The organism is Plantibacter sp. MDV22-iso1 (assembly GCF_058408345.1).
Window position 1 is genome coordinate 440,557 of sequence record NZ_JBZVDY010000003.1, and the last position, 16,249, is coordinate 456,805.

At 71.0% G+C, this 16,249-nt stretch carries 12 protein-coding genes; 6 read left to right on the forward strand and 6 right to left on the reverse strand.

Features of this window, described 5'->3' with window-relative positions; genetic code table 11:
- The first annotated feature begins 155 nt into the window (after positions 1-155).
- Positions 156-2,084 carry an ABC transporter ATP-binding protein gene (locus tag AC4PMY_RS16830; RefSeq protein ID WP_491623242.1) on the forward strand — a complete coding sequence of 643 codons (1,929 nt, stop codon included), beginning with the start codon at positions 156-158 and terminating at the stop codon, positions 2,082-2,084.
- Between the two features lie 44 nt (positions 2,085-2,128).
- Here AC4PMY_RS16830 and AC4PMY_RS16835 read toward each other — a convergent pair whose 3' ends face one another.
- Positions 2,129-3,994, reverse strand: a complete 1,866-nt coding sequence (locus AC4PMY_RS16835; protein WP_071262536.1) for a phosphoenolpyruvate carboxykinase (GTP) — start codon at positions 3,992-3,994, stop codon at positions 2,129-2,131.
- 123 nt (positions 3,995-4,117) lie between these two features.
- Between AC4PMY_RS16835 and AC4PMY_RS16840 the strand changes: the two genes are divergently transcribed.
- Positions 4,118-5,575 carry a helix-turn-helix transcriptional regulator gene (locus tag AC4PMY_RS16840; protein WP_071262537.1) on the forward strand — a complete coding sequence of 486 codons (1,458 nt, stop codon included), beginning with the start codon at positions 4,118-4,120 and terminating at the stop codon, positions 5,573-5,575.
- On the opposite strand, the gene AC4PMY_RS16845 is transcribed toward AC4PMY_RS16840, so the two are convergent.
- On the reverse strand, positions 5,560-6,747 hold the full coding sequence (locus AC4PMY_RS16845; RefSeq protein ID WP_071262538.1) for a DUF4192 family protein: 1,188 nt from the start codon (positions 6,745-6,747) through the stop codon (positions 5,560-5,562). The two genes, AC4PMY_RS16840 and AC4PMY_RS16845, sit on opposite strands and share 16 nt — an antisense overlap.
- A gap of 223 nt (positions 6,748-6,970) precedes the next feature.
- On the opposite strand from AC4PMY_RS16845, the gene AC4PMY_RS16850 reads away from it, so the two are divergent.
- Positions 6,971-8,695 (forward strand): thiamine pyrophosphate-binding protein, encoded by a 1,725-nt coding sequence (locus tag AC4PMY_RS16850; protein ID WP_491623243.1) that lies wholly within the window; start codon positions 6,971-6,973, stop codon positions 8,693-8,695.
- 34 nt (positions 8,696-8,729) lie between these two features.
- The gene (locus AC4PMY_RS16855) at positions 8,730-9,524 is read left to right on the forward strand and encodes an alpha/beta fold hydrolase (protein WP_491623244.1); all 795 of its coding nucleotides are present in this window, start codon (positions 8,730-8,732) and stop codon (positions 9,522-9,524) included.
- Positions 9,525-9,543: 19 nt separating this feature from the next.
- On the opposite strand, the gene AC4PMY_RS16860 is transcribed toward AC4PMY_RS16855, so the two are convergent.
- The 3 genes from AC4PMY_RS16860 to AC4PMY_RS16870 all read right to left on the reverse strand — a co-directional run bounded on the left by AC4PMY_RS16860 (position 9,544) and on the right by AC4PMY_RS16870 (position 12,762).
- Positions 9,544-11,814 carry an MMPL family transporter gene (locus tag AC4PMY_RS16860; protein ID WP_491623245.1) on the reverse strand — a complete coding sequence of 757 codons (2,271 nt, stop codon included), beginning with the start codon at positions 11,812-11,814 and terminating at the stop codon, positions 9,544-9,546.
- Positions 11,815-11,892: 78 nt separating this feature from the next.
- Positions 11,893-12,468 (reverse strand): isochorismatase family protein, encoded by a 576-nt coding sequence (locus AC4PMY_RS16865; RefSeq protein ID WP_064294804.1) that lies wholly within the window; start codon positions 12,466-12,468, stop codon positions 11,893-11,895.
- Positions 12,469-12,567: 99 nt separating this feature from the next.
- A complete protein-coding gene (locus AC4PMY_RS16870; protein ID WP_064294803.1) occupies positions 12,568-12,762 on the reverse strand; it encodes a hypothetical protein in 195 nt (64 codons plus the stop codon).
- A 60-nt stretch (positions 12,763-12,822) separates the two neighbouring features.
- Here AC4PMY_RS16870 and AC4PMY_RS16875 point away from each other — a divergent pair, with 60 nt between their 5' ends.
- Positions 12,823-13,686, forward strand: coding sequence for an endo alpha-1,4 polygalactosaminidase (locus AC4PMY_RS16875; protein WP_064294802.1), 864 nt, complete (start codon positions 12,823-12,825; stop codon positions 13,684-13,686).
- A 128-nt stretch (positions 13,687-13,814) separates the two neighbouring features.
- On the forward strand, positions 13,815-14,720 hold the full coding sequence (locus AC4PMY_RS16880; RefSeq protein WP_491623246.1) for a LysR family transcriptional regulator: 906 nt from the start codon (positions 13,815-13,817) through the stop codon (positions 14,718-14,720).
- Between the two features lie 12 nt (positions 14,721-14,732).
- Here AC4PMY_RS16880 and AC4PMY_RS16885 read toward each other — a convergent pair whose 3' ends face one another.
- The gene (locus tag AC4PMY_RS16885; protein WP_082915970.1) at positions 14,733-16,187 is read right to left on the reverse strand and encodes an LCP family protein; all 1,455 of its coding nucleotides are present in this window, start codon (positions 16,185-16,187) and stop codon (positions 14,733-14,735) included.
- Between the last annotated feature and the right edge of the window lie 62 nt (positions 16,188-16,249).

A 16,249-nucleotide genomic window follows, 5' to 3' on the forward strand; every position in this document is an offset into this window, starting at 1 on the left:
TGGAGGACACCTCCGCGCACCGGCCCTTGCTGCGTCGGCGCTCGGCGCGTCGGCTTCGGGCTCGGCGCGTGCGACCGTCGCCTAGAGTTGAACCACGGTGCGCCGTCGCCATGGACGTCTCGGAGCCGCGCACCGCACCTCGGAGGAAGAGCACCATGAGCACCCCAGCGCGCCCGGCACGCAGCCGCAACCCGTTCAGCCGACCGAAGGACGACGGTCCCCGCGCGAGCCTCAAGCAGCTCATGCCGTACATCTTCGAGCACCGCTCGATCCTCATCGTCGTCATCATCCTGAGCGTCATCGGAGCAGCCGCGTCACTCGCCCAGCCGCTCATCGTCAGCCAGGTGATCGGGGTCGTCGAGGCGGGCCGGTCGCTCGGCAACCTGGCGTGGCTCCTCGTCGGGCTCGTCGTGGTCTCCGGCGTCATCAGCGGGTACCAGCACTACCTGCTGCAGCGTGCAGGCACCGGAGTCGTGTACTCCTCCCGGCGCCAGCTGATCGCGCGCATCTTCCGGCTGCCGATCAGCCAGTTCGACACGCGCCGCACCGGCGACCTCGTCTCGCGGGTCGGCAGCGACACGACCATGCTCTACGCCGTCCTGACGCAGGGCTTCGTGGACGCCGTCGGCGGTGCCATCACCTTCCTCGGCGCACTCATCGCCATGGCGATCATCGACCCCGTCCTGCTGGGCCTCACCCTCCTCGTCGTCGTCCTCTCGGTCGTCGTGGTCGTCGCGCTGAGCGGACGCATCCGCGTCGCCAGCCGCGAGCAGCAGACCAAGGTGGGTGAGCTCGCCGCCGCGGTCGAGCGGGCCATCAGCTCCATCCGCACCATCCGCGCGTCCAACGCGACCGACCGCGAGATCGACGCGGTGGACGGCGTGGCCAAGGAGGTCTACGGCGTGGGCGTGCGGATCGCGAAGATCTCCTCGCTGGTCGTCCCGGTCGCCGGCATCGCCATGCAGACCTCGTTCCTGGTCGTCCTTGGCGTCGGTGGGTTCCGCGTCGCGTCCGGGGCCATCACCATCGCGAGTCTCGTCGCGTTCATCCTCTTCCTGTTCATGATGATCATGCCGCTCGGTCAGGCCTTCGGTGCGATCACGAGCGTCAACCAGGCGCTCGGAGCGCTCGGCCGGATCCAGGAGATCCTCGACCTGCCCGACGAGGGCGACGACGACGCGGCCATCGCCGCGCGGGTCGGACGTCCCGGGGCCGCCTCAGCGTCCGCTCCGGCGATCGAGTTCGACGGGGTCGAGTTCGCCTACCCGGACGCGGCGGTCATCGAGCGCGAACGGGCCGCAGCGGAGGCGCTCGCGACCGAGGCGCTGAGCGAGGGCACCAGCGCACCAGAGGTCGTCGCCGCCGACGCCGCCCGGCTCACCGAGGCGCAGTCGGCGCTCGGTCGTCAGGTGCTCCGTGGGGTGTCCTTCGCCGCGATGCAGGGCAGACGCACGGCGCTCGTCGGACCGTCCGGCGCCGGCAAGAGCACCATCCTCGGGCTCATCGAACGGTTCTACGACCCGACGGCCGGTGCCATCCGGCTGGGCGGCGTCGACATCCGCACGATCCCCCGCGCCGACCTCCGGGACCAGATCGGGTACGTGGAACAGGACGCCCCGGTCCTCGCCGGCACGCTGCGTGACAACCTGCTGTTGTCGTCACCGGATGCGAGCGACGCCGACTGCGAGCGCGTCCTGCATGCGGTCAACCTCGGCGGGGTCCTCGACCGCAACCCGCTCGGTCTCGCCGCTCCGGTCGGCGAGGACGGCATCATGCTGTCGGGTGGCGAGCGGCAACGCCTCGCCATCGCTCGCGCCATCCTCGCGGCTCCCCCGATCCTGTTGTTGGACGAGTCGACCTCGAGCCTCGACGGTGTCAACGAGCAGATGATGCGCGAGGCCATCGACGCGGTCGCGACGGGGCGCACACTCATCGTCATCGCGCACCGGCTCTCGACCGTCGTCGACAGCGATCAGATCGTCGTCCTCGAGGAGGGTCGGGTGGTCGGCGTCGGCACCCACAGCGACCTCGTGACCGAAGTCCCGCTCTACCGCGAACTCGCCAAGCACCAGCTCCTCGTGTGACGCTCCGCTCGCCCGACCGTCGTCGGGGGGGGCGAGCGGACGCATCAGGATCGGAGGCGGTAGCGCAGGGCGGCGAGTTCCGCACGGAGGGCGGCCGGGACGCGGCTGCCGAAGGTGTCGAAGAAGGACTCGGTGAGGTCGCACTCGACGAGCCAGGACTCGCGATCGACGGCGAACAGGGCGTCGAGGTCGGCCTCGGGCACGTCGATGCCGTCGAGGTTCAGCTCGTCGAGGACCGGCAACCGGCCGATCGCCGATTCCCGTGCGTCGACCTCGTGCTCGAGCCGCCGCACGATCCACTCGACGACCCGGGAATTCTCGCCGAAGCCCGGCCAGAGGAAGGAGCCGTCGGCGTCCTTCCGGAACCAGTTGACCTGGAAGATCCGCGGCGCTTTGCCGTGCTCGAGTGCACCGCCCACTCGGAGCCAGTGACTCCAGTAGTCCGCCATGTTGTAGCCGCAGAACGGGAGCATCGCGAAGGGGTCGCGACGGAGCTCGCCGACCGTGCCCTCTGCGGCGGCGGTCTGCTCGGAGGAGATCGTCGCCCCCATGAACACGCCGTGCTCCCAGCTGCTGGCCTCGACCACGAGCGGGACGTTCGTGGCGCGACGCCCGCCGAAGAGGATCGCGTCGAGTGGGACGCCGTCGGCCGCGTCCCAGTCGTCGGCGATCGACGGGCACTGCGCCGCCGCGACGGTGAATCGCGAGTTCGGGTGGGCCGCCGGGCGCCCCGACTCGGGCGTCCAGTCCTGCCCCTGCCAGTCGACGAGGTGAGCGGGCGGCTCGGGGGTCAGTCCCTCCCACCAGACGTCTCCGTCGTCGCGGAGCGCGACGTTCGTGAAGATCGTGTTGCCCCACAGGGTGTCGACGGCTGTCGCGTTCGTGCCGACGCCCGTGCCGGGTGCGACCCCGAAGAAGCCGGCCTCCGGGTTGATGGCGTACAGACGGCCGTCGTCGCCGGGTCGGATCCACGCGATGTCGTCGCCGAGGGTCTCGACCGTCCACCCGGGGATCGTCGGACGCAGCATCGCCAGGTTGGTCTTGCCACAGGCCGAGGGGAACGCGGCGGCGATGTGGAACGCCCGGCCCTCCGGCGAGACGACCCGGACCAGCAGCATGTGCTCGGCCAACCAACCCTCGTCGCGTCCGATGACCGAGGCGATCCGCAGTGCGAAGCACTTCTTCGCGAGGAGTGCGTTACCGCCGTAGCCGGAGCCGAAGGACCACACTTCGCGCGTCTCCGGGAACTGGACGATGTACTTGGTGTCGTTGCACGGCCAGACCACGTCGGCCTGCCCCGCGTCGAGCGGGGCGCCGACCGAGTGGACGGTCCTGACCCACGGTTGTCCGTCGGCGATGAGCTCCAGCACGCGGTCACCCATCCGCGTCATGATCCCCATGCTGAGCACCGCGTACGCCGAGTCGGTGATCTGCACGCCGAGCTGCGAAAGCGGCCCGCCGACCGCGCCCATCGAGAACGGCACGACGTACATCGTGCGACCGCGCATGCTGCCGGCGAAGACCCCGTGCAGTTCGTCACGCATCACCGCGGGATCCCGCCAGTTGTTGGTCGGGCCGGCGTCCTCCTCCTGCTCGGAGCAGATGAAGGTGCGGTCCTCGACGCGCGCGACGTCGCGCGGATCGCTGCGGGCGAGGAAACTGTTCGGCCGCCACTCGGGGTTGAGCTTGATCAGCTTCCCCTCCTCGACGAGCTGGTGGGTGAGCCGGTGCGACTCGCTCGCGGAGCCGTCGACCCAGTGGATCGCGGACGGCCCCAGGAGGGCCGCGAGGTCGTCGACCCAGGCGTGCAGCTCGGCGAGGCCGGTCCGCTTCGGGCGCGGCACCGCTCGGAGCTCCGCGCGGGCGGCGAGGGCGGGTGCGGTATCGGGAATCAGTTCGGCGATGGACATGCGTTCCTCCGGCGTTGGTGGGACGGTCAAGAAGTGGTCGTAGAGCCACCATGCGCCTGATTGTGTTGATCTTCACGGGTATTCACCCTTCAAGAATCGCGGTTCTTTCGATACGGTGAAGGAATGACGCCGACTCCCACATCGACCGCCGCTGCCGAACTCCTCACGCTCGGCCATCGGATCCGGCACTTCCGGACCCGGCGAGGCCTCACCCTCGACGACCTCGGCGAACGGGTCGGGCTGGCGGCGAGCCAGCTCTCCCTCATCGAGAACGGGAAACGCGAGCCGAAGCTGTCGGTCCTGCAGGAGCTGACGACCGCGCTCGGGGTCGACCTGACCGACCTGCTGTCGAAGGAGGCACCGAACCCCCGCGCGGCACTGGAGATCGAGCTGGACCGCCTCCAGCGCAGTGCCCTCTACGGCGAGTTGACCCTGCCGATCGTCAAGCCGTCGAAAGGCATCCCCGACGAGGCCCTCCGCGCACTCGTGGGCCTGCACCGCGAACTGCAGCGGCACGCGAGCGAGGCGATCGCGACCCCGGAGGAGGCGCGGCGTGCCAACACCGAGTTGCGGGAGTGGATGCGGGAGCGCGACAACCACCTGCCCGAGATCGAGGAACTCGCGGAGTCGCGCGTGCTGCGCGCCGGGCACAGCACCGGCGCACTCACCCACCGCACGGTGAGCATCATGGCGGAACAGCTCGGCTTCGACCTCATCTACGTCAACGACCTGCCGCACTCCGCCCGCAGCGTCACCGATCTCGAGAACGGGCGCATCTACCTGCCACCGGCCTCGATCCCCGGCGGACACGGCCTGCGGTCCATGGCCCTGCAGGCGATGGCGCACCGCCTGCTCGGGCACCAGCGTCCGACGAGTTACGCGGAGTTCCTCCGGCAACGGCTCGAGATCAACTACTTCGCTGCGGCGGCGCTCATGCCGCAGACGGCCGCGGTGTCGTTCCTGCAACAGGCCAAGCGCGACCGCAACCTGGCCGTCGAGGACTTCCGCGACGCCTTCGGGGTCACCCATGAGGCCGCGGCGCTGCGCCTGACGAACCTGGCGACCGCCCGGCTCGACATGCGCCTGCACTTCTTGCGGGTCTCCGAGGACGGGGCGATCTCGAAGGCCTATGAGAATGATGCGCTGCCGCTGCCCGTCGACGTGACTGGCGCGGTGGAGGGCCAGATCGTGTGCCGGAAGTGGAGCGCACGGAACGCCTTCGCGCGGACGAACCGCACCACGGAGCTCTACCAGTACACCGACACCCCGGCCGGTACCTTCTGGTGCGCGACGCAGACCGGCACGACCGAGGCCGGGGAGTTCTCGATCTCGGTCGGCGTGCCCTGGGGCGAGGCGAAGTGGTTCCGCGGACGGGAGACCACGACGCGTGCGGTCTCCACCTGCCCGGACCCGACCTGCTGCCGTCGACCGCCGTCGGACCTCGCCGACAAGTGGCGGGAGCAGGCCTGGCCGAGCGCCCGGTTGCACACCCACATCCTCTCCCCGCTGCCGAGCGGCACCTTCCCGGGCGTCGACGACTCCGAGGTCTACGACTTCCTGGAGCGTCACGCGGCGGGCTGATCGCTGGGGGCGGCCACACCGTCGCGTGTTCCCGGGGTGCTGCAGAACGCCCAGGCCGGGAGGTGCCCCTGGCGGATCAGCGACCCGACGGTCGCCGCCAGCGGGTGGTCCAGCTCCTCGTCGACCAGCTCGGCGAGGAAGGCGGTCGCGCGCGTGCTCTGGCCGAGCGCCCATGACAGCCAGGCGAGCATGGCGAGCGGCGCGACGCGTGCGGACTCCGACGCTCGCGCCGCGACGCCGAGGAGCAGGCTGCTCGCTGCACGGATGCGTTGGACGTCGGGATGCGGTCCGTCGCCGACCAGCAGGTGGGCGACCCGATGGAACACCTCCGGGTCGTCCGTCCCGACCGGCAGATGCCCGTACGCGCGTTCGGCGTCGTCGAGTTCCTCGCCCAGCTCGCGCCCGAACGCCCACTGCATGAGTGCGAGATCGCTCGCCCAAGGACGTGAGAGGCTCAGCAACAGGAAGGCCACTTCCCGGGCGGTCATCCCCTCGACGCCGCGGGCGAGCGCGTCCTCGAAGACCGCAGGAAGGCCGTCGAGTCGTTCCACGGCGTCTCCGACGTCGATCCGCCAGGTCATGCGGGCACGATCGGCGGCCTCGTCGAGCATGGAGGCCAGTCGAGCGCAGAGCACCCGGTACTCGAGGTCGACGGCTGCGAACGTCGCCACGTCCACCGACGGGACCTCGGTCGTGACGAGCTCCCAGGGGAGCGGTGGGACCGGCGGGACCGCCGCCGAGGCCACCATCGCCGGCGGACGCCCTCCGGCGGGGAGTCCGGGGTCGAGGTAGGAGCCCCAGCCGTCAGCGGCCGAGCAGAGGGCGTCTTTGACCGTGAAGCCCTGCGCGCTCGCCAGCTCGAGGACGGCGTCGGCGATCGTCCTGCCCGGCGGCTCCGCCCCGGCTCCGAATGCGTCGTCCGTGTAGACCACAGGCACGATGGCGTCGACACCCGGTGCCCGGCAGGCGAACCCGAGTGCTCGCTCCGCGGCGGCGTCCGCCACCTGCCGGTCGACGTCCGTTCCGGCAGGCAGGTGCACCTGGAGTGCGCCGCGGCTGTGACGGCCCGCGAACAGGACGACGACGAGACTCGATCTCGGAGTGCTTCCGACGAGTCCGGGGATGAGGGCGAGGAGGTCTTCGGCCGCGTTGGCCTGCACGATGTGGTTCATGGAGCCAGCCTCCGTCGAACCCGGGTCCGACTGTCCGGCAGGCGTCACGGATGTGGAGCGGATGCTGTCGCTGCCGCACTGTGCAGCGCGGTCGCCGCGGAGTAGAGTGTGCTCGTCAGACTCCGCAGCACGGGGGTCGTTGCTCGAAAAAAGGGCGATAGCGCGGCCAGCACCGGCGAGACACACACGGAATCCCATCCGTCCACGTTCTCGAAGGTCTCCCATGTCCGAACACGCTTCGTCGACCGTTCCCACGTCGACCCGCTCCTCCACCGTCTCCGCCCGGGTGGCACAGGCACTCACCCGCCATGTCTCCGAGGTGTTCGGCGTCATGGGCAACGGCAACGCGCACCTCCTCGACGCACTCGCCACGACCAGAACCCGCTTCACCGCCATGCGTCACGAGGCCGGGGGCGTCGCCGCAGCCGACGCCTACGCCCGCGCCGGCGGCGGTCTCGCTGCCGCGACCGCGACCTACGGAGCCGGATTCACCAACACCCTGACGCCCCTCGCGGAGGCGGTGATGGCCCAGATCCCGCTGATCCTCGTCGTCGGTGACGCCCCGACCACCGGGGCCCGCCCCTGGGACGTCGACCAGTTCCAGATCGCCGCCGGGCTCGGTGCGCCGACCTTCACCGTCGGTCGTGACGACGCCACCGCGACCACGCTCCGCGCCATCGAGCACGCCGTCCACCGCCGGACCGCGGTCGTACTCGCGATCCCCTACGACCTCGCCGCCGTGGCGTCCGACGAGCCGCTGCGAGCGGACGGGACACCACACCACCCGGCGCTCGTCCGGCCGTCCCGCGTGGAGCCCGTCGCGCGGCGCCTGGACACCGCCGCCGCCGCTCTGCGCGGCGCACACCGTCCGCTCATCCTGGCCGGGCGTGGAGCCTGGCTGGCCGACGCCGGACCGGTCCTCGGCGAGCTCGCCGAGCGGCTCGACGCCCACACCGCGACCACGGCGCTCGGACGCGGGCTCTTCGGTTCCAGCCCCCGCGATCTCGGGGTGGCCGGCGGCTTCGCGACGGAGCACGCCGCGAGTCGCATCGCCGAGGCGGACGTCGTGCTCGTCGTCGGCGCCGGCCTCAACCAGTTCACGATGCGGTTCGGCGAGGCCTTCTCCCCCGCTGCCCACGTCATCCAGGTCGACCTCGCCGACGCCCCGACGAACGCCAGGGTCGACGAGCTCGTCCACGGTGACGCGGCCCTCGCAGCCGCAGGTCTCCTGGAACGGCTCTCCGACGGCGCGGGGTCCGGATGGGTCGCGTCGGCCGGTCACGCCCGCCCAGCACCGCACCTCGACCGCGACCTGGGTGACGACTCGTCCGGCGACGGACTGTGCGCCGACGGGCGCCTCGACCCGCGCAGCCTCGCGCATCGACTGGACGAGCTGCTCCCGGCCGACCGCACGGTCGTGCAGGACGGCGGCCACTTCATCGGCTGGGCGCCGATGTACTTCGACATCCCCTCCCCCGACCGCCTCGTCATGGTCGGGACGGCCTACCAGTCGATCGGGCTCGGGTTCCCGAGCGCGGTCGGTGCCGCGGCGGCCGGGCACAGGGGCACCACCGTCCTCTGCACCGGCGACGGCGGCGGCCTGATGGCGCTCCCCGACCTCGACACCGTCATCCGCACGGTACCGAGCGGCGTGATCGTGGTCTTCAACGACGCCGCCTACGGAGCCGAGGTCCACCAATACGGCTCGCGTGGACTCGACCAGACCCCGATGCTCATCGACGAGGTCGACTTCGCCGCCCTCGCGCGGGCCTTGGGGGGCCAGGGCGTGACGATCGACACGCTCGCGGACCTCGACGGACTCACCGACTGGGTCCACGCCGGGGCGCAGGGCGTCCTCCTGCTCGACTGCCGCATCTCCACGAGCGTCATCGCCCCGTACCTCTCCGAGATGATGCAGCAGGGACCACGGCCAGTCGCCGTCGACTGAGCCTGCGCGGCGCCACCGCGGGTATCGTTGACGGGTGCTTCCTCAGCCTGCCCCGACCAAACCCACCTACGTCATGTCGACGGACGGCATCCGGATCGCGACGTACCTCCACGAACCGGCTCCGGGCTCAGGCGACCTCGGCACGATCGTCGCGGTGCACGGCTTCGCCTCGAGCGCCGGACTCAACTGGGACCTCGCCGGGTGGACACGCACGCTGACGCGCGCCGGATACCGCCTGCTGACCCTCGATCAACGCGGTCACGGAGCCTCCGACAAACCGACGGATCCCGCCGCGTACCGACTCGACATCCTCGTCGACGACGTCCTGTCCGTCCTCGACGGCTACGGCGTCGACGAGCCGCACTATCTCGGGTACTCGCTGGGCTCCCGGGTGGGCTGGCGGTTGGGTGTCCGGCACCCCGACCGCGTGCGCTCCCTCAGCCTCGGCGGCCTCCCCGAGGGCGACTCGCTCCGCGACTTCGACCTGGAGTCGGCCCGTCACCATGTCAGGACCGGGACGACGATCGCGCACGCCCTGACCGACACCTACGTGACGATGGCAGAGGGCGTCCCGGGCAACGACGTGGAGGCCCTCATCGCCCTGGTGGAAGGCCTCCGCGGAGGACCCCAGCCGAGCACGGCCGAGGTGCCGCCGCTGCCGATGCTGCTCGTGACCGGAGACGACGACGCGGTCGCCGCCGGCAGTCGGCGGCTCGCCGAAGCCGCCGGTGCCCGCTATGTGGGGCTGCCCGGCCGCGAGCACTTCAACGCGGTCTCGTCGCGAGCGTTCAAGGACGCCGTGCTGGCGTTCCTCATTGAGCAGGGGTAGTCGGTCGCGACCGCTTCGGTCAGGCCGCGTGCCGGTGCTCGACCCGATCCTTCGCGAGCTTCGACGGCCACCAGATGGCGCTCCCGATGTCGTGGCTGAGGGCCGGGACGAGCAGCGTCCGGACGATGATCGTGTCGAGGAGGACCCCGAACGCCACGATGAACGCGATCTGCGCGAGGAAGAGGATCGGGATGACGCCCAGCGCCGCGAACGTGGCCGCGAGCACGAGGCCGGCCGAGGTGATCACGCCGCCCGAGATCGCCAGCCCCCGCAGCACGCCGGCCCTCGTCCCGACCCGCAGCGACTCCTCGCGGACCCTCGTCATGAGGAAGATGTTGTAGTCGATCCCGAGCGCCACGAGGAAGACGAAGCCGTAGAGCGGCACACTCGGGTCCGCGCCCGGGAACCCGAGCACGTGGTCGAACACGAGCGCGGAGACCCCGAGGGCCGCACCGAAGGACACCACCACGCTGAGGATCAGCAGGACCGGGGCGAGCACCGAGCGGAGCAGCAGCATGAGGATGAGGAGGATGACGGCGAGCACCACGGGGATGATGAGGTTCCGGTCGTGGATGGACGCGTCGTTCGAGTCGATGGCGGTCGCCGTGACGCCGCCGACCGGCGTGTGGGTGCCGACCTCGGCGTCGAGGGTCGAGCGCAGCTGTCGCACGCTCTCCTCCGCCGTCACGGAGTCCGGTGCCGCGTCGAGGGTCGCCTGGAGGAGGATGCGGCCGTCGTCGACCGTCGGTTCGGCGGACGCCACCGGGGTCCCCGGCGGCCCCGCGGCGGGAGCCGTGAACACCGCCTCCCCGTCGCTCACCGTCGCATCCGCGGTGCCCGTCGCGGCGTCGCTCGACAGCACCTGGACGCTGTCGAGACCGTCAGCATCCTCGAGGATCCCGATGACCTGCGCGGCATCGCCCTCTTGCGTGAGGACGTACACGGGGCTCGCCGAGCCGGCCGGGAAGTGCTCACCGAGGGCGGCCTGACCGTCACGGGCCTCGGAGGTGCCGAGGATGAGGTCGCTCTGGGCGACGCCGTCCGCCTTGAGCTGGAAGACCCCGAGGCTCGCGACCAGGAGGAGCAGGGTGCTCCCGATCCAGACGACGCGGGCGTGACGGGAGATCAGACGGGCGATCCCACCCCACAGACCGGTGGTCGGCACAGCGGTGTCGTCGGTCGATGAGGCGCGCACCCGGTGCTCGCTCCCGTATTTCGGGCGCAGCGGCCAGAACGAGGTGCGACCGCAGGCCAGCAGGAGCGCGGGGAGGAAGGTGAGCGCCGCGAGGACCGAGAAGACGATCCCGATCGAGGCGACCGGCCCGAGCGCCTTGTTCGAGTTCAGGTCGCTGAGCAGCAGGCAGAGCAGTCCGGCGATGACCGTGCCGCCCGACGCGACGATCGGCTCGAACGATCCACGGAGCGCAGCCCACGTCGCATCCCACCGCCGCTCGTGGTCGCGGAGGGCCTCCCGGTACCGCGAGACGTAGAGCAGCGAGTAGTCGGTCGCCGCACCGATCACGAGGATGAAGAGGATGCCCTGCACCTGGCCGTTCAGCAGGACGACGCCGGCCTTCGCGAGCCACCACACGGTCAGGAGTGCGGTGCAGAGGGCGAACAACGAGGTGCCGAGTACGAGGAACGGGAGGACCGGCGAGCGGTACACGACGATGAGGATGAGGAAGACGGCGCCGAGCGCGGTCAGGAGGAGGATGCCGTCGATGCCGGCGAAGGCGTCGGTGAGGTCGGCGGTGAACCCCGCCGGTCCGGTGACGAAGACGTCGAGGCCGGCCGGGGCCGCTTCGGCGAGCTGTGCACGGATGGCCTCGACGACGTCGCCGACCTCCGCGTCACCGCTGATCGGGACGAAGACCTCGACCGCGGCTCCGTCCTCGGAGGGGATGGCCGGCGAGACGCCGTCGGCGACGCCCTCCGTCGAGGACAGCGCTGACAGCTCGTCGTCGATTGCGCCCCGGTCCTCGTCGGTGATCCCGCCGTCGCGGACGAACAGCACGAGGGCCGGGATGTCGTCGCCCTCTCGGAACCCGTCGAGTGCTGTCTGCACCTCGGTCGCGTCCGCGCTCGCGGGGAGGAAGCTCGTCTGGTCGTTGGTTGCGACCTCGCTCACCTTCCCGAAGTACGGACCGCCGACGCCGGCGGCCGTGAGCCAGAGGAGGATGAGGACCGCGGGGAGCACGACCCGCAGCCACCGCGGCGCACCCGCACGGTCCCGCTGCTGCGTCCGGGCTTCCGCGTCCGTCCGCGTTCCGCCGTGTCGTCCGTGCGTCATGCGCGCGCCCCGTTCTCGCCCTGCTCCGAAGAATACGCAGCTAGCTTACTATCTGCGTGGGGCACCCGGGGACGGAGGTCACACGGGGACGACCACACCCCCGGCCTCGGCGATCTCGGCGAGCGCCGCATCCCCGGCGGCCTGGTCGACGGGCGCGACGAGACCGGCGAGGACGCGGACCTGCAGGCCATGCTCGATGGCGTCGAGGGCACTGACCCGGACGCAGTAGTCCGTCGCGAGGCCGACGACGTCGACGTCGGTGATGCCCGCCTCGGCGAGGACATCCCCCAGGCTCCGACCCTCCGGCGTCACGCCCTCGAAGATCGAGTATCCGTGGGCGCCCTGGCCCTTGCGGATGTGGGTGTCGACGCTCTTGGTGTCGAGCGCGTGGTGGTACTCGGCGCCGGCACTCCCCGCGACGCAGTGCACCGGCCAGTTCGTCACGTAGTCGGGCTCACCCGTCGCGAAGTGACCGTCGTTGTCGCCCTCGGCGTCGTGCCAGTCGCGTGAGGCGAACACGTGCGCGTATTCGTCCCCGTGCTCGGCCAGCAGCCGCGTGACCCCCGCGGCGACGGCCTCGCCGCCGTCCACACCGAGCGCACCGCCCTCGGTGAAGTCGTTCTGTACGTCGATGATGAAGAGCGCGCGCGCCACGATGCCTCCGGGTTGTCGTCGTCCCGCCTCGGTGGAAGTGGGTTCCATCGAGGGTAACGCCGGGGAACCGACCGGGTGAGGTGGTTGCGCCGCGGTGACTCAGAGGCGACGTGCGCGTTCCTTGCGGCGATCGAAGAACTGCAGACCGATGTTGACACCCATCAGGACGGTGCCGAGCAGCATGGACACGAGCCCGGCGATGCGGAACCCGACGGGCAGCTCCAGGAGCAGCGCGAAGACGATCCCGAGCACGATGAGCGCGGCACCCGCGGAGAACAACACCAGATACTTCATGCCCCAACGGTACCGGCTGAGCGACGACCCCCGGACGGGACCGCGACCTAGGGTGGAGACATGAACCGTCTCCGTCGTCGCGCGCAGCTGCTCATCGCGGCGGGCGCCGCCGTCCTGCTCGCGGTCACCGCCGCCGGCTGCTCCACCTTCCCGAGTGGTGCGAGCTCCGACACCGGACCGACCCATTCAGCGGGCGGGTTCCCCACGGACGTCGTCTTCGACTACCAGCTCGGTGGCGGCTACGAACCGGCGGCAGGGGTGGGCGGCGTCGCGCGCGACAGCACCGACTCCCCCGACCCCGACCGGTACTCCATCTGCTACGTCAACGGGTTCCAGAGCCAGCCGGCCGATCGCGAGGCCTGGCTGGCCGAGCCCGACCTGGTCCTCACCGACGACACCGGTGAACCGATCATCGACGAGAACTGGCCCGACGAACTCATCTTCGACCTCTCGACCGACGACCGTCGTGCGCGCATCGCCGAGCGGGTCGGTGCGAGCATCACCCGCTGCGCTGAGGCAGGCTTCGACGCCGTCGAGATCGACAACCTCGACTCGTACACCCGGTCCGACGGTCGACTCACCGTGGAGGACGCGATCGCCCTCGCCACCCGGTACGCCGACCTCGCCCACGATGCCGGCCTCCTCATCGGGCAGAAGAACGCCGCCGAGCTCGGCACACGTGGTCGGGACGACGTCGGGTTCGACTTCGCCGTCACGGAGGAGTGCCACCGCTTCGACGAGTGCGCCACCTACACCGAGGTGTACGGAGGCGCCGTGCTGGACATCGAGTACACCGACGACCTGCGCGGCACCTTCGACGAGGTGTGCGCCGATCCGCAGGTCCCGTTCTCGACGATCCTGCGGGACCGCGACCTCACGCCGTCGGACGACCCCGACCACGTGTTCGAGGCCTGCGCACCGTAGGCACCGACCGGGCATCCGCTCCGGAGCAGGAGCCCCCGCAGCGGGGCATCCTGCTGTGGGGATCCTCGGCGCTCAGGCATATCCAGCAGGTGTCGGTACCGTGGAGGCATGATCCGGATCCACGACGCATGAACCTGGAGCAGCTGGAGGCGGTCGTCGCCGTCGTCGACTACGGCTCGTACGCCGCAGCGGCCGACGTCCTCCGCATCTCGCAGCCGTCGCTCACCAGACGCATCCAACGCTGCGAGACGGACCTCGGGCTCGCGCTCTTCACCCGGGTGGGTCGACGCATGCAGGTCACCGATGCCGGCCGGTCCGTGCTCGGTCCGGCGAGACGGATGCTCCAGGAGGCGAAAGGGCTCCGCGCGCTCGCCGACGCGCAGCAGGCGCTCACCGCCGGCTCGCTCCGGATCGGTGCGCTCCCCTCGCTCGTCGCGACCCACGTCCCGGAACTCGTCGCCCGGTTCCACGCCGCGCACCCAGACGTCCGCATCGAGGTCACGGGTTCCGTCGACTCCGCCGAACTCCTCGAAGCCGTCGACCTCGGGCGCATCGACCTCGGTGTCGCCGATGTGGCCACCGCCGGCCCCGGTGTCGAGGTGCGGCTCCTGGAGGAACAGCGGTTCGCGATCGTCCTCCCCGGCCTGATGACCGTCGCCGAGCGCGAGGCCGGCCACACGCCGCCGACCATCACCGGCGACGAGCTGGCTGCGCACACCCTGGTGACCCTCCCGCGCGGGACGTCGATGCGCGCCGTGACCGACGAGGCCTACGCCCGCTTCGGCGTGCAGCCACCGCGGGTGATCGTGACCACCCAGCGCGACGCGCTCACGCGGTTCGCGACCGCCGGTGTCGGGCTGACCGTGGTCCCCGAGCGGCTCGCCGACTGGGCGGCGGCGAACGGCGCCCGGGTCCGCCGGTTCCCGACACCGGTCACGAGGGACATCGGCCTGCTCGTCCGCCACGACAGCCTCGGGACGCCGGCCGTGAGTGCCTTCCTCCGCTTGGCGGAGCGGGTCCCACCCGGGGTCTGACGACGCCCCGCGTCAGCCGCAGAGGTCCGCGGCGGCGTTGCGGGACTCGACCTCGACGGGCGCCGGCGCGGCAGGCGGGGTCAGCGAGCCGAAGTCGTCACCGATGACGAGCACGACGTCCTCCTCGTCCGGCCCCGGTTCGCCGCTCACGACGACCGTGATCCCCAGCTCCTGGGCGAGGGAGGCGGCCGTCGCCCGAGCCGCGTCCGAATCGCGCGCGAGCAGGACCGTCACCGGGGTGTCCGTCTCCGCGTCACCGATCGACGCGACGGTGTAGCCGAGGGCGGTCAGTCGGTCGGCCGTCGCCGTCGCGACCCCGTTCGTCTGCGAGCCGTTGAGGACGCTGACCGCCTCGACCCGCACCGGTTCGACCGGGGCGACCGGCTCCGCCGGGGACGCGTCAGCGACTCCCGCGATCGGCACCGGGACATCGGTGGCGAGGCTCGAGAAGACGATCGCCGCGTCATCGCTCGGGACGACCCGGTTGGCGTCCGACGGTGCCTCGGTCCACGGCATCGTCAGGAAGGTGATGGCCGACGCCGGCACCTGTGAGACCCGGTGCGCGAGCGAGGTCAGGCTCGCGAGGTCGCCGAGCGCGGTGTCGACGGTGAGCGAGGAGGTGACCGCGTCCAGGAAGCGGATGAGGCGGTCCGGCCGGGTGAGCACCTCGGCACTCAGCGCCCGTTGCACGATCGCGGACATCACCATCTGCTGGTTGCCGAGGCGCGAGATGTCACTGCCGTCACCCACCGCGTGCCGGGTGCGGGCGAGCGCGAGCGCCTGCGTCCCGTCGATGACCTGTGCTCCGGCGGGCAGCGCGAGGTTCGAATAGGGGTCCTCCATGTCCGCCGGCAGACACACGGCCAGCCCGTCCATGCCGTTGACGATCGCCTGGAAGCCGCTGAAGTCGAGCTCGATGAAATGGTCGATCGGCACACCGGTCATCGCTTGCACCGCGGCGACTGAACAGGCGGCCCCCGAGTTCAACGCCGCGTTCACCATCCCGTAGTCGTCGGGCGTCCCCCGCCCGGTGTCCGTGCACATCGACAGGTCGGTCAGCGTGTCACGCGGGATCTGCATCGCGTCGATCCGCGTGTTGCCCTCGGACACATGCACGAGCACCATCGCGTCGCTGCGCTTGGTACCGGTGTCCTCGCCGTAGTCGCCGATCTCGAGGTCACGACTGTCGGAGCCGAGGAGGAGGACGTTGATCGCCGGGTCCGGTGCGCCTGGCTCCGCAGGCTCGGTCGAACGTCCGGTCGGGGCGGCGATGGCCTCGGAGCTGAGATTGCCCTGCAGCCGCAGCGCGAGCGCACCGACACCTCCGAGGAGCGCGAGCACGAGGCCGCCTGCGATGCCGACGATGAGGCGCCGGCGGCGGACCCGTGCGCTCACCCCACCGCCGTGACGGCGAGCGTGGGCGGCACGTGGGCGGACGGGTGCCTCGGGGAGATCGGGTCTGCGCATCGTCCCAGTGCACCAAGCGCCGAAGCGGCGGACAAGCAGCCCGCCCGGTGCGACTCATACGC

Excerpts from the sequence above, each read along its gene's own strand:
- AC4PMY_RS16830 (WP_491623242.1), top strand. The coding sequence starts at position 156 with ATGAGCACCCCAGCGCGCCCGGCACGCAGCCGCAACCCGTTCAGCCGA.
- AC4PMY_RS16835 (WP_071262536.1), bottom strand. The coding sequence starts at position 3,994 with ATGTCCATCGCCGAACTGATTCCCGATACCGCACCCGCCCTCGCCGCC.
- AC4PMY_RS16840 (WP_071262537.1), top strand. The coding sequence starts at position 4,118 with ATGACGCCGACTCCCACATCGACCGCCGCTGCCGAACTCCTCACGCTC.
- AC4PMY_RS16845 (WP_071262538.1), bottom strand. The coding sequence starts at position 6,747 with ATGAACCACATCGTGCAGGCCAACGCGGCCGAAGACCTCCTCGCCCTC.
- AC4PMY_RS16850 (WP_491623243.1), top strand. The coding sequence starts at position 6,971 with ATGTCCGAACACGCTTCGTCGACCGTTCCCACGTCGACCCGCTCCTCC.
- AC4PMY_RS16860 (WP_491623245.1), bottom strand. The coding sequence starts at position 11,814 with ATGACGCACGGACGACACGGCGGAACGCGGACGGACGCGGAAGCCCGG.
- AC4PMY_RS16870 (WP_064294803.1), bottom strand. The coding sequence starts at position 12,762 with ATGAAGTATCTGGTGTTGTTCTCCGCGGGTGCCGCGCTCATCGTGCTC.
- AC4PMY_RS16875 (WP_064294802.1), top strand. The coding sequence starts at position 12,823 with ATGAACCGTCTCCGTCGTCGCGCGCAGCTGCTCATCGCGGCGGGCGCC.
- AC4PMY_RS16880 (WP_491623246.1), top strand. The coding sequence starts at position 13,815 with ATGAACCTGGAGCAGCTGGAGGCGGTCGTCGCCGTCGTCGACTACGGC.
- AC4PMY_RS16885 (WP_082915970.1), bottom strand. The coding sequence starts at position 16,187 with ATGCGCAGACCCGATCTCCCCGAGGCACCCGTCCGCCCACGTGCCGCC.